The organism is Bacteroides sp. HF-4919 (genome assembly GCF_018860125.1).
Genome location: NZ_JAHKNF010000007.1, coordinates 20,421 through 33,587, shown reverse-complemented (window position 1 = coordinate 33,587; position 13,167 = coordinate 20,421). Strand labels below are relative to the sequence as shown.

The following is a 13,167-nucleotide window of genomic DNA, read 5'->3' as shown; positions in this document are numbered from 1 at the left end:
ATGAAACAAATTTATTTATTGCTGGCTATCCTGTTGGGAAGCCTTCAGCTGGCAAGTGCACAGCAGCAAACTCTCCGGTTCAACAAAGACGGTAAATTCAAGATTGTCCAGTTTACCGATGTTCATTATATCTATAACGACCCCCGTTCGGACATATCGGTTGAGCGTATCAATCAGGTACTGGATTTGGAAAAACCCGATCTTGTTCTTTTCACAGGTGACGTGATTTATGGCAAACCCGCGGAAGAAGGGATGCGTACGGTATTGAATCTGGTATCTAAAAGAGAGATTCCTTTTGCCGTAACTTTCGGGAATCATGATAATGAGCAGGGATTGACCCGTGAAGAGCTGCTGAAGATTATCCAGTCCGTTCTTTACAACCTGACACAGACCACTCCGGGAATTTCGGGGGTGACCAATTTTATCCTGCCTGTGAAGTCGTCGGACGGAAAACGCAATGCAACGGTTCTTTATTGCATCGACTCCCATTCTTATTCACAGATAAAAGGGGTGAACGGATACGATTATATAAAATTTGACCAGATTCAGTGGTATCGTGAGAACAGTAAGAAGTTTACTGCGGAAAATAATGGCGTTCCGGTTTCGTCGTATGCATTTTTTCATATAGCTTTGCCGGAGTATAATCAGGCAGCCTCTTCCGAAAGCGCAATACTTTATGGTATTCGTAAAGAAAAAGCATGTGCTCCCCAATTAAATTCGGGCTTGTTTACTGCCATGAAAGAGATGGGAGATGTGAGAGGTGTATTTGTGGGACACGATCATGATGACGACTATGCTGTGTCATGGAAGGGCATCTTGCTGGCATACGGACGTTATACTGGCGGTAATACAGTCTATAACCATCTGACAAACGGTGCGAGGGTGATAGAGCTGGATGAAAACGCAAGCAGCTTCCGTACATGGATACGCCTGAAAGAAGGGATTGTTCAACAAGTGACCTATCCTGCCGATTTTACTAAAGAATAAAGGTTGCACAAAAGCATGATGCGATATGACACTGCCGCCACGATGGGATATGTTTTTGGAGTGAAACAGCCGCAAGTTTGGACAGGACGTCCGATGATACAGGTTTTCAAGTAAAACAGTACTGTCACAACCCGAAGAAAAACAATGCACATAATATAAATTGGATAAAATGAAAAAGATTTTTTTTATGACGCTTTTCCTGCTGGTAACTATGGTGGGGCAAAGTAAAGGTAAAGGTGAATTTACGGTTCTGCAATGGAATGTATGGCAGGAAGGTACAATGGTTCCGGGAGGATATGATGCAATCGTTAACGAGATTGTACGTTTGCAACCCGATTTTGTGACGTTCAGTGAAGTACGCAATTACCATAACACTCGTTTCAACGACCGTATTGTGGCTTCTCTCAAAGAGAAAGGGCTGGATTATTACTCTTTCTATACTTATGACACAGGCTTGCTGAGCAAACATCCGATCACGGATTCACTGACTGTATTTCCGGAAAACGGAGATCACGGAAGTATCTATAAACTGACCAGCTCGGTGGACGGATATAAAGTGGCTGTTTATACGGCGCATTTGGACTATCTGGATTGTGCATATTACAATGTGCGTGGTTATGACGGTTCCAGTTGGAAAGAGATACCTATTCCGACTACTGTGGAAGAGGTGCTCAAAGTGAATGTGGCATCTCAACGCGATGACGCTATCAAGATGTTTATCGCTGAGGCCAAAAAGGACATTGCAAACGGATATAGCGTGATTGTAGGCGGTGACTTCAACGAACCTTCACATCTGGACTGGATTGAGGAAAACAAGAATCTGTACGACCATAATGGTCTCGTAATTCCCTGGACAGTGACAACATTGTTGGAGAAGGACGGATTTATAGATACATACCGCCATATTTACCCGAATCCGCTGACTCACCCGGGATTTACATATCCGGCAGATAATCCGCTGAAAGAACCCGGTAAACTGACATGGGCACCGAAAGCGGACGAACGTGACCGCATTGATTTTATTTTCTATCAGGGAAAGGATATTGAAGCAAAGAAAGCGGTGATCTTTGGTCCGAAAGGCTCTATCGTACGTAACCAGAGAGTACAGGAGACTTCAAAAGACAAATTCCTGCTTCCGTTGGACGTATGGCCGACCGATCATAAAGGACTGTTGGTAACGTTTAAGATGAAGTGATGTTTCACCACAGAAGACATAGAGTAACACAGAGTGAATTTTAAGTCATTGATTATTGACATAAATGCTCTGTGTTACTCTGTGTCTTAAATCTCCCCACGCATCCGGTCTTCGAATGCTGCGAGTGCTGCTTTGGCACCTTCCCCCATTGCGATGATAATCTGTTTGTAGGGAACGGTGGAGACATCTCCGGCAGCATAGATCCCCGGAACATTGGTGCGGCAGTGGGAGTCTATTATGATTTCACCCGGACGGTTTACTTCTACCGTCTCCCGGAAAATACCGCTGTTGGGCATCAGTCCTATCTGTACAAAAATGCCGTCTAACCCGATCACCTGTTCCTGCTCCGTCTGACGGTCTTTGACACGGATGCCGGTAACTTTGTCGCCATTGCCTATCACTTCGGTGGTCTGCGAATGGACGAAGACTTCTACGTTCGGCAGGCTTTTCAGTTTCTCCTGCAACACTTGGTCTGCTTTCAGTTCATCCATAAATTCGAGTACCGTGACTTTTGAGCAGATGCCTGCCAGATCGATGGCAGCTTCGATTCCGGAGTTTCCTCCTCCTACGACAGCCACATGTTTTCCTTTGTAGAACGGGCCATCGCAATGCGGGCAGAATGCAACTCCCCGGCCGATGTATTCCGCTTCGCCCGGTACATTCAGTTTACGCCAGCTTGCACCGGTGGCAACGACTACTGCCGGAGCAGAGAAACGCTCGCCCCCTTTGGCTGTGAGCACTTTGTCTTTGCCTTCAAGCTCGAGCTTTTCAAGCCGGCGATGTTCGAGCAGGTCGATAGGGTATTGTGCCATGTGCGTTTTCAAGTTATCGGCCAACTGACTTCCGGTGGTTGAGGGAACGGAAATCAGGTTCTCTATGCCGACTGTCTCTTTTACCTGTCCGCCTATTCTTTCGGCAATAACGGCTACATTCAGGCCTTTGCGGGCCGAATAGATGGCAGCGGCGGAACCTGCCGGACCTCCACCGACTACAATCACGTCATACTTCCTGATAGAACTTTCACGGGCGCTTTGTTCCACTCCATATTGTTCTTCCAGTTTGCTCAACAGTTCGCCAAAGTCGCCGCGGCCTACATGAATCAGTTTGCCGTCTGCGAATACAGAGGGAACTCCCTGTATTTTCAAGGCTTCTACTTCGGCTTGATTGATGGCACCATCCACCGTCTGGTGCTGGATCCGGGCGTTGAGTGTGGTCATGGCATTGAGTGCCTGCACTACGTCGGGACAGTTGGTACAAGTCAATGACACATAGGTTGTCAGGCGGATAGGTCCTTTCAATGCTTTTACCCGGTTGCAAATCCCTTCGTCTGGGAAGTTTTTGCCTTTTCCGTCTGCGTTCAGTACGGCGAGTAGTAATGAACTGAATTCATGTCCGTTGGGGACGGCGCGGAAAGTGATGCCCGTCCTTTGGTCGTCTTTGAGAAGCGTAAATTCCAGTCCTTCGCCCTCATGGATCCGGCAAGATAGTTTCTCTGAACAAGATGCCACGTCGTTCAGAAGGTCCAGGAGTTCGTTGCGGCTTTCGTGCTGTGGTGAGACAGTGATATCGAATGTGTACTTCGCCTCCAATCCGGAGAAGATGGTACGTAATTGTTCTTTTATAGCTGAGTCTAACATTATATTGAAGATTGATTAGGGTAAAAAAGACCGGCATTGGGGGATGCCGGTCTTCATAGAATTACTGCTTAGATCTTACCGACCAGATCGATGCTCGGCTTCAGGGTTGCTTCGCCTTTTTTCCATTTGGCGGGGCAAACTTCTCCGTCGTGGGTAGCCACAAACTGTGCGGCTTCTACTTTGCGGAGTAATTCATCGGCATTACGTCCGATGTTGTTGTCCTGTATTTCGGCAATCTTGATCTTTCCTTCCGGATTTACGAGGAAGGTTCCGCGGTAAGCCATTCCGTCTTCTTCGATCATCACGCCAAAGCCACGGCTCAGTACGCCTGTCGGGTCTGCCAGCATCGGATATTTGATCTTACGGATACTTTCCGAAGCATCATGCCATGCTTTGTGTACAAAGTGGGAGTCGGTGCTTACCGAGTACACTTCCACACCCATGGCCTGGAATTGCTCATACTTTTCGGCAACGTCTACCAATTCTGTCGGACATACAAATGTGAAGTCTGCCGGATAGAAGAAGAAAATAGCCCATTTTCCCTTTACGTCTTCGCTGCTTACTGTTTTAAAACTTCCGTTTTGAAAAGCCTGTACTTTGAATTCAGGCATCTGTGAGTTGATAATTGGTTCCATAATTGTTTCTTATTTAGATTCATTCTTTATTTGTTTACGTTGCAAAAGTATGGCAAAATTTCCCGTTTCAACAAAAAATCCCATTGATAATATTTATCGGCTGATAGATGAAATCTTATGGGGTATGCAGCTCCATGTGTTTTTTGCCTGGTATAAGGACGGAACGTTCATATTGTAACTTATTTCTTTAGTCCTCTTCCGGAAAGATAGTAAAAACGTTGATTGGCTGACAAGCCCTTTGAGGATTCGGATCAAACCGGCGGGAGTGAAGTGCAAAAACTGAGTTTTTCTTCCTCAAGAAGCAGGCTTGGGCGGTGCGAAAGCCGGTGTTTTCATCCAAAAGAGCCAGTGTTTCCAGAAAAAGAAGTAAGCATTTGGTCCGAAAGACGTAAGCAACTTGAGAAAATGCTTACTTCTTTTTGGAATATCTCTATATGTTTTCTCTCATTACATATATTGTTCCCGTTTGAGAGATGAAAAGAGAGAGATTTTTTTCTGGTTGACCTTTGATTATGAAGGTGCCGAAACAGATAAAAGGGAAGTGCCGGACTTAAATAATACCCTTTTTGTTCTTATTCTTATAGAATAAGTGTTCTCTTGCCTGAAAATAGAGATTAAAGGTGATAAAGCGGAAAAGGCTGACCGGGAAAGGAGACGAAAAAAACGTTCTACTGCATTCTTGCCCGGAAAAAAGCAAATCTGGATCCATTCGATTATCAATTTGACAGAACGGCATTTTAAAGCCTTCGCCGTGGAAAGAGGAGGGAAGGGTGCTTGGAAGAGAAGGTGATATGAAAGCAAAGAGAGCGCAGACAGGTGTAGTCTAATCAAAATAGAAATAAGTTTGCGTTTTGTTAAAGTTGTATTCACGTTTAAACTTCTATCTGACTTTTTAGTCATATAGACAGTTGCAACAAAAAAGACAGATGATTATTTGATAATTTAAAAAAGAAAAGAACAATGAAAAGAATAAGTTTTTTGTTAGTGGCCCTTTTGATGGTAGGGGGAATGGCGATGGCACAAGGCCCGCGCAGAGGTGGTCAGAATATGGATCCGAAGGAACGTGCCGAGCGCATGACTGAACGTATGGCGAAAGAATACTCTTTGAATGAAACCCAGAAGAAACAACTGTTGGAAGCCAATATGGCTCTGATGGAGAAGATGGGAACACGTCCCGGAAAGATGAAACCCGAAATGAGGCAAGGTAAGGAGGGGCAGAGTCAGGCTACTGACAGCTGCACTTGTAAACAGGATAAAAGAAAAGCTCCCCGCATGTCGAAAGAAGACAGAGAAAAGATGCGGCAGGAGATGAAAGCTTCGCGTGAGGCTTACGATGCCAGTCTGAAGAAAATAATGACGAAGGAGCAGTATGAGGCCTATACCAAGCAGAAGGCCGAACGCGGACCGAAAAGAGGAGGTAGAAAGTAAATTTCAGTATGGATGATCAGTGATGGACCGGCGTAGCGGTATAGGGCGCCGGTTCCTCACTAATTGTCAGCTACTAATTACCGAAATACTTGTATATTTCCACTGCTTTTTGTTCCTTTGCCGTACGATTTAATAAACAGATGATTCAAATATGAAAAAGCTTATTTATCTGCTTGGGTTGACAATGCTTATGGTTATCGTTGCGTGTTCCGGTACAGCTGAAAAGAAACAGAGCGATATCCGTGTCTTGATGCAAGATAGCACCGATGCACATGGCTTGCAGCGGATGACAGCCCGGAAGAGTGAAATAGATATTAAATACAAAGGCAAAGAGTACCATTCGTTTATATCCCGTACCCCTAATGATTCACTTCCCCGGGTAGTGAGCCAGATGGGAAATACATACGTTGACAATCAGATTGTTCTGAGACTGACACGCGGGAATGAACGTATTTTTAGCAGGACTTTCACCAAGAAACAATTTGCGTCTCTGATAGGAGAGGACTTTATGGCAAAGTCCATTCTGGAAGGAATTGCTTATGATAAAACAACTCCCGAGGGATTTGTCTATGCCGCCAGTATCTGTTATCCGCAAACGGACTTGTATGTGCCCGTCTCCATTACGATCTCGACCGATGGGAAGATCAGCATGAAGAAAGAAGAACTTCTGGAAGAGGTATACGAGGAGGATACTTCTGGCCGTTAAAAAATACAAAAAGAGTTTACCCTTTTGTTTATTACCAAATCTTTCCCGATTCTATCTCGTTATTTGCAGTGTAAAATAATTCCGAAACTTATTATTTACACTAAAAATAACGATTATGAAAAAGATTCTATCTATTCTTGTTTTGGCTATCATAGCCGTTCAATTTGCGTTTGCAGGTGATATCATTACGAAAGACGTGATGACACTGCCTCTTCCGGCACGCAACTTTATTAATCAGCACTTTTCTAATCCGCAGATTTCGCATATTAAGATAGAAAATGAGATTCTGCAAACAAAGAAGTACGATGTGTTGTTGACTAATGCAACCGAGATCGACTTCGATAACCGGGGAAACTGGATTGAAGTGGATTGTAAGAAAGCCGCTGTTCCCGCATCGATTATCCCCGGCTTCGTGAAGGAGTATTTGAAGTCCAATGGATATAACTCTGAATTTGTAACTCAGATAGAACGTGACCGCAGAGGTTATGAAGTCGAGCTTAATACGGATTTGAGTCTGAAGTTTACCAAAGACGGCCGTTTCCGTAAAGCGGAATATTGATAAATTGGAATAAACCTGTTAAAAAAAGACCTTGATTATGAAATCGTTGAAATTTAGTTTGTTGGCAGCTGTGCTGCTGTCGGTAGTGTTTGCTTTCAGTTCGTGTGGTGATGATGACGATACAGGATATCTTCCGCCGAGCCAGGCCATTCAGGATGCACTGAAGAAGCTTTATCCCAATGCCACTGCCATTAAGTGGGAGCAGAAGGGTGTTTATTACGTAGCCGATTGTCAGGCTGACGGCAGAGAAAAGGAAGTATGGTTTGATGCCAACGCCACCTGGCTGATGACGGAAACCGAGTTGAACAGCATCAATAATCTGCCCCCGGCAGTGCTGACGGCTTTTATGGAGTCGAGTTACAGCAATTGGGTGGTGGATGATGTAGCGATACTGGAATATCCGAATGAACCTTATACGGAATTTGTGGTAACCGTGGAACAGGGTAAGAAGATTGATTTATACTTTTCGGAAGGTGGCGGTTTGCTCCACGAAAAAGATGTGACCAACAGTGACGATACTCACTGGCCCAGAACTTAAAGGTTGAATCTGCCGACCGAGGCACGTGAATAGAAAGAACAAGAGGATGTGCAATCTGTGGTGAGTCATGCACACCCTCTTGCGCTTTATGGAGAATGGCCTTTTACATCGGCTTGTAATCCTTTGCCAGTCCGCCTTCGCTTGTTTCTTTATAAAGTGAAGGGAGATCGTGCCCGGTTTGTTTCATTACCTGTATTACCTTGTCGAAAGAGACGCGATGTATTCCGTCGGTGAATGACGAGTATAGATTGGCGTCCAGTGCACGTGCGGCTGCGTATGCGTTCCGTTCGATACAGGGGATTTGTACTAATCCGCACACCGGGTCGCAGGTCATGCCCAAGTGATGTTCCAGACCCATTTCGGCGGCATATTCAATTTGCGCAGGACTGCCTCCGAACAATTGGTTGGCTGCGGCCGAAGCCATTGCGCATGCCACGCCTACTTCTCCCTGGCAACCTACTTCCGCTCCGGATATGGAAGCGTTCTGCTTAACGATGTTGCCAATTAGTCCGGCCGTTGCCAGTGCGCGAAGAATGCGCATCTCACTGAAATCACGGCTCTTGGCAAGATGATAGAGAACGGCAGGCATTACTCCGCATGAGCCGCAGGTTGGTGCCGTTACGATTTTACCTCCCGAGGCATTTTCTTCACTTACGGCAAGTGCATAGGCAAAAACCAGTCCGCGGGATTGCAGGGAAGCTTTGTATCCGGTGGCCCGGATATAATATGTGGAGGCTTTGCGTCTCAGGTTCAACGGGCCGGGCAGTACACCCTCTTGTTCAAGACCACGCTGGACGGACTCTTTCATCGTATTCCATACTTCTCTCAGGTAGTCCCATATATCGGGATCTTCGCATTCTTTTACGTATTCCCAGTAACTCTTTCCGGTGTGTTCGCACCAATCCAGAATTTCGGTCATGCTGTTCATGCCATATACTTCCGGGCTTTCAATGGAAGCTTGTTTGTTGTCTTCGGCCAATGCACCTCCGCCAACGCTGTAAACGGTCCAGTTTTCAAGTTCGTTGCCATCAGCGTCGAGCGCAATGAAGTTCATTCCGTTGGGATGGAAAGGTAGAAATATTTTAGGTTGCCATATAAGATCTACCGGTGCTGTCGGTTCCAATGTGTCGATGATGGCTACATCCGTCATGTGCCCTTTTCCTGTCGCTGCCAGGCTTCCGTAGAGGGTTACTTTGAACGATGCTGCTTCAGGATGTCGGGTGAGGAACATTTCTGCTGCCTTGCGAGGCCCCATGGTGTGGCTGCTCGAAGGCCCGGTTCCAATACGATAGAGTTCTTTTATTGATTTCATATTAGCTAATTAGGTTGTTGCGCAAAGGTAATTGTTTTTTCAAGATTTTTGGTAACTTAATACCATTTCTTCTTACGGAAAAACCAGTATACGGCTGCGCCTACCAATATCATCAATATCCAGGCGTATACATATCCATACCGCCAGTCCAATTCGGGCATAATCTTAAAGTTCATTCCCCATACACCGACAAGAAAAGTCAACGGGATGAAGATGGTAGAAACAATGGTGAGCCGCTTCATGATGTCGTTCATCCGCAGATCATTGTTCGATATATAAAGGTCTACCAAAGACGATAACGTTTCCCGGCATATTTCGATTGTTTGCAATACGAATTGCAGATGGTCGTTGACATCATTGAAGAAGGCACGGTTCACTTTGTGCATCAGGGAGTTTTCCGCCCTCAACAGTTTGACGTATTGTTCTTTTAACGGAAGAATGGCTTTTTTCATCAGCATATATTGCCGGCGGAGTGCCTGTATCTGGATGCCGATGTCGTTTCCGTCACTGATGGTGAGTAGTTCTTCTTCCAGGTCTTCCAGCGAGTCGTCGATGGTGGATACGGTGGAAATGTAGTTTCCCATCACGCTGTTCAGCAAAACGCTGAGCAGGTAGTCACTTTGCCGGCTCCGGATTTTCAGTACGTCATTGTGCAGGGCGGAGGTAACGTCATCGAAGAAGTCGGTTTCATTTTCCAGAAAGGTAAGCACAAAGTTGCTCCCTTGTATGATACACACCTGTTGCTGCTCCAATTCATCCATCTCATCTTCGGGGCTTGTTTCTTCTCTGTTGTTGAAGCGGAATATTTTCATGATCAGTACCGTATACTTGTCATGCTCTTCTATCTTTGTGGGATGTTCGGCATTCAGAATATCCTGAAGGGTAAGAAAGTCTATTTCGAAGTGGCTGCATATTTCGCGGATGAGCTCGGTATTCTGAAGCCCGTGTATCTGCAGCCAGTTGATTTCTTCGTGGTTGAGTGCATTGGCTACAGCCTGGAAATCGGTGCCCGATACTTCCTGCATTTCGAGGGCATTGTAGGTACACAAATGCAGGTGAGTGGGAGTCTGGCTCTCACCGGTATAAACTAATCTTTCACTTAACAGGTTATTCTTCATATTCTTTGTTCTTTTATGCCAAATCGACTACCGTGATACCTGCTCCCCCAAATTGGACATGCTCGTCGGCGAAGTGACGGATACCCGGTACGGTTTGCAGATATTGGCGGATTAGGGTACGCAAAATTCCCGTTCCGGTTCCATGCAGAATACGTACCCGGCTCATACCGACCAGGATGGCGTCATCCACAAAATAGGTAACAGCCTGTAAAGCTTCGTCCCCCCGCATTCCCCGCACATCGATATCTTGCTTGAAGTTCAGCTTCTTCTCGTACATGCTGTCCTGGGTCTGGTTGCTGACAAAAGTGCTTTTAGCAGGCTCCTGTTTCTGAGGAGTTGCATTGCTTCGTTCCAACCGTTCCAGCTTTACGGTTGTTTTGATACTGCCGAAAGCTACGACTGCATTCTTTCCGTTGATCTCAAGCACTTCTCCGACAGAACTCTGCCCTTTGATGCGTACCGGACACCCTTCGGTGATGGGAGCTACTTGGGGAGTTTGCTGTGCAGCTTGTTGTTCTTTCGGAACATTCTGCTTTTTTTCTTTCTTCCGGTTTTGCTTTTCTTTCAGCTTTTCCATCTTTCGGGCTATCTTGTCCTCCCGTTCTTTGGAAGTCAGGCTGTCCATCGACTCGCGGAACTCTGCCAGTTCCTGACGGGCGAGGCGTGTCTTTTCTTTTTCAGCCTGTGCCTCTTTAATGGTACGTATGGTATTCTCGATACGTGCGTTCGATTCTTGCAATAACCGTTCGGCTTCTTCTTTGGCCTGGCGGATGATTTCCTTTCTCGACTTTTGCAACTCTTCCATTTCCGATTGATAACGGGCGATGGTTTCTTCCATCTGTCTTTCACGTTGACGGATGGTCTGGCGTTTGCCTTCCCAATAACGCTTGTCCCGCACAATGTCCTGCAAGTATTTGTCAGCATTGATGTACTCGCTTCCCACTATTTCGGAAGCATCGGCAATGACATCTTCCGGTAAACCGATTTTCCGGGCTATCTCTACTGCGAAAGAACTTCCGGGATTACCGATTTGAAGTTGGAACAGTGCCTGCATCAAGTGGCGGTCGTAGAGCATAGCTCCGTTTACTACACCTTCATGGTCTTCTGCAAAGTGCTTCAGATTTTGGTAGTGTGTAGTAATAACGCCGAAAGTATGCTTTATGTTGAATCGTTTCAGAACAGCTTCCGCAATGGCCCCGCCAATCTGGGGTTCTGTACCGCCTCCGAATTCATCGATCAGAATCAGGCTGCGTTCATTGCAACTCTTCATCATGATCTTCATGTTCGTCAGGTGGGAAGAGTAAGTACTCAGGTCGTCTTCAATGGATTGTTCGTCGCCTATATCGATGAAGATGCTGCCGAACAGACCGGCGTGGCTGCGTTCGTGCATAGGTACCAGCATACCGCATTGTAACATGTATTGCAGCAGTCCTACGGTTTTCAGGCAGACTGATTTACCTCCGGCATTAGGGCCGGATATAATGAGGATGCGCTGTTTGGTACTCAGTTCTATATCCAGGGGAACTACCTTTTTTCCGTGCTTGGCAAGGGATAATTGCAGCAGTGGATGAACAGCCATGGTCCAATCCAGTAATTGTTCGTTTTCCAGACTGGGCTTGATGCTGCTGGTTTGAATGGCAAAGTAACTTTTGGCGCGAATGAAATCGATTTCGGCCAGAAATTCGTACGATTGGAGTATCTCCGGAATGGAAGGACGCAATGTATTGGAAAATGTGGTCAGGATACGGATGATCTCGCGACGCTCGTCTCCCTCCAGTTCGCGGATGCGGTTGTTGGCTTCTACCACTTCTGCCGGTTCGATGAATACAGTTTTACCACTGGCCGATTCATCATGGACGATACCTTTGATTTTGCGTTTCAGACCCGGGGCAACCGGAATTACCAATCGACCGTCGCGCATGGTCAGAGTAACGTCTTTATCCACATATCCGTCCGATTGAGCGTTACGCAGGATGCTGTTCAGCGAGCGTGAAATACTCCCCATCGTATTAGCCAATTCCCGGCGGATGCGTGACAGTTCGGTTGAGGCGTTGTCCTTGATTTTACCGTATTTGTCCAGAATGCCGTCTATCTTGGTGATAAGTTGCGGGAATACGGCAATATCTCCTGCGAGTCTTTTCAGGCTGGGGTAAGGGTGGTCGGATTCTTCTTCCTCGTTCCGTTGCAGAAAACGTACGATGTCGCGGATTGTCTCTAACGAACGCCGCAAGTCGAACAGTTCCTGTTCGTCCATGTACATGCCTTCTACCCGTACCCGTTTTAATGACGGACGGACATCGAAGAAAAACTGATCCGGGAAGTTATCTTCTTCTTGTATGATGCGGACAAACTCTGTGACTTGGTTCAGCAGTTCTTCAACAGTTTCAAATTGATCGGAGAAGTTCATTTCCGATACTCTCTCTTCTCCCAACGTACTGAGACATTTGTCCTTTAATAATTGTCTGATCTGGTCGAATCCTATTTTTTGCTCAAAATTCTGGGGATATATCATGTACTGTCTTATTTATCTGTATAACGCTTTAAGTTGAAATGTGCCGCAAAAATACGATTATTTCGCGAAAAAAATGCCGAAACGTTTGCAGATTTGAAAATGATTCGTACCTTTGCAGCGCTTTAAGAGAAAAGCACTATTGAAAAGTAGTTTTGGAGAGGTGGCAGAGTGGTCGATTGCGGCGGTCTTGAAAACCGTTGTACTGCGAGGTACCCGGGGTTCGAATCCCTGTCTCTCCGCAATAAATGCTGATAATCAGTGATTTACAAGAATGGCACCCAATTTTACACCCTAAAAAGTAAAATTGGGTGTTTTTGCTTTATTTAATACTTTGCTCTTTTATTACTTATTTGGCTTTGCACTGTCTTTAGTTGCTTTAACTATTATTTATTGTATAATTTGAAAAGGGGATATTGTGTTGTTGGTGATATTGTTATACTAATATTTATTTGAATCATTTTCTTTCTTTAACTTTTTTAGAGTAGGGAATCTCCCGAATAATTCTGTCTTTTATAATAGTAATACATTCCTTTAGAGCTT

The 13,167-nt window shown here is 45.6% G+C and carries 11 protein-coding genes, 1 tRNA gene and 1 pseudogene; 8 read left to right on the top strand and 5 right to left on the bottom strand.

Annotated elements, in window-relative coordinates:
• The 3 genes and pseudogenes from KO473_RS13060 to KO473_RS13050 all read left to right on the top strand — a co-directional run bounded on the left by KO473_RS13060 (nucleotide 1) and on the right by KO473_RS13050 (nucleotide 2,182).
• Nucleotides 1-987: a metallophosphoesterase family protein gene (locus KO473_RS13060; RefSeq protein ID WP_216035126.1), complete on the top strand. Its 987-nt coding sequence runs from the start codon at nucleotides 1-3 to the stop codon at nucleotides 985-987.
• Nucleotides 988-996: 9 nt separating this feature from the next.
• Nucleotides 997-1,101 (top strand): annotated as a pseudogene (locus KO473_RS13055) (alkaline phosphatase); the annotation flags it as partial.
• Between the two features lie 73 nt (nucleotides 1,102-1,174).
• Nucleotides 1,175-2,182: an endonuclease/exonuclease/phosphatase family protein gene (locus tag KO473_RS13050; RefSeq protein WP_181996063.1), complete on the top strand. Its 1,008-nt coding sequence runs from the start codon at nucleotides 1,175-1,177 to the stop codon at nucleotides 2,180-2,182.
• An 86-nt stretch (nucleotides 2,183-2,268) separates the two neighbouring features.
• Here the strand turns inward: KO473_RS13050 and ahpF are convergent, their stop codons facing one another.
• Both ahpF and ahpC read right to left on the bottom strand, forming a co-directional pair.
• On the bottom strand, nucleotides 2,269-3,819 hold the full coding sequence (ahpF, locus tag KO473_RS13045) for an alkyl hydroperoxide reductase subunit F (protein WP_122130777.1): 1,551 nt from the start codon (nucleotides 3,817-3,819) through the stop codon (nucleotides 2,269-2,271).
• Nucleotides 3,820-3,887: 68 nt separating this feature from the next.
• Nucleotides 3,888-4,454, bottom strand: a complete 567-nt coding sequence (gene ahpC / locus KO473_RS13040; protein ID WP_005775969.1) for an alkyl hydroperoxide reductase subunit C — start codon at nucleotides 4,452-4,454, stop codon at nucleotides 3,888-3,890.
• A 960-nt stretch (nucleotides 4,455-5,414) separates the two neighbouring features.
• Here ahpC and KO473_RS13035 point away from each other — a divergent pair.
• The 4 genes from KO473_RS13035 (at nucleotide 5,415) to KO473_RS13020 (ending at nucleotide 7,685) form a co-directional block, all read left to right on the top strand.
• The gene (locus KO473_RS13035; RefSeq protein WP_005809744.1) at nucleotides 5,415-5,882 is read left to right on the top strand and encodes a DUF4890 domain-containing protein; all 468 of its coding nucleotides are present in this window, start codon (nucleotides 5,415-5,417) and stop codon (nucleotides 5,880-5,882) included.
• A 151-nt stretch (nucleotides 5,883-6,033) separates the two neighbouring features.
• A complete protein-coding gene (locus KO473_RS13030; protein WP_005775973.1) occupies nucleotides 6,034-6,588 on the top strand; it encodes a DUF4738 domain-containing protein in 555 nt (184 codons plus the stop codon).
• A 115-nt stretch (nucleotides 6,589-6,703) separates the two neighbouring features.
• Entirely contained in the window at nucleotides 6,704-7,147 is a 444-nt protein-coding gene (locus KO473_RS13025) for a PepSY-like domain-containing protein (RefSeq protein WP_005775974.1), read from the top strand.
• 37 nt (nucleotides 7,148-7,184) lie between these two features.
• The gene (locus KO473_RS13020) at nucleotides 7,185-7,685 is read left to right on the top strand and encodes a PepSY-like domain-containing protein (protein WP_022011903.1); all 501 of its coding nucleotides are present in this window, start codon (nucleotides 7,185-7,187) and stop codon (nucleotides 7,683-7,685) included.
• Between the two features lie 103 nt (nucleotides 7,686-7,788).
• Here KO473_RS13020 and KO473_RS13015 read toward each other — a convergent pair whose 3' ends face one another.
• Genes KO473_RS13015 through KO473_RS13005 form a run of 3 tightly spaced genes read right to left on the bottom strand, consistent with a single transcriptional unit; the run spans nucleotide 7,789 to nucleotide 12,627 of the window.
• Complete coding sequence (locus KO473_RS13015; RefSeq protein WP_005775976.1) at nucleotides 7,789-8,997, bottom strand: L-serine ammonia-lyase; 1,209 nt, start codon at nucleotides 8,995-8,997, stop codon at nucleotides 7,789-7,791.
• Nucleotides 8,998-9,053: 56 nt separating this feature from the next.
• Nucleotides 9,054-10,115 carry a magnesium/cobalt transporter CorA gene (gene corA, locus KO473_RS13010; RefSeq protein WP_005809741.1) on the bottom strand — a complete coding sequence of 354 codons (1,062 nt, stop codon included), beginning with the start codon at nucleotides 10,113-10,115 and terminating at the stop codon, nucleotides 9,054-9,056.
• 13 nt (nucleotides 10,116-10,128) lie between these two features.
• The gene (locus KO473_RS13005; RefSeq protein ID WP_122130775.1) at nucleotides 10,129-12,627 is read right to left on the bottom strand and encodes an endonuclease MutS2; all 2,499 of its coding nucleotides are present in this window, start codon (nucleotides 12,625-12,627) and stop codon (nucleotides 10,129-10,131) included.
• A gap of 154 nt (nucleotides 12,628-12,781) precedes the next feature.
• On the opposite strand from KO473_RS13005, the gene KO473_RS13000 reads away from it, so the two are divergent.
• Nucleotides 12,782-12,866: transfer RNA gene (locus tag KO473_RS13000), tRNA-Ser, on the top strand.
• Nucleotides 12,867-13,167 lie beyond the last annotated feature (301 nt).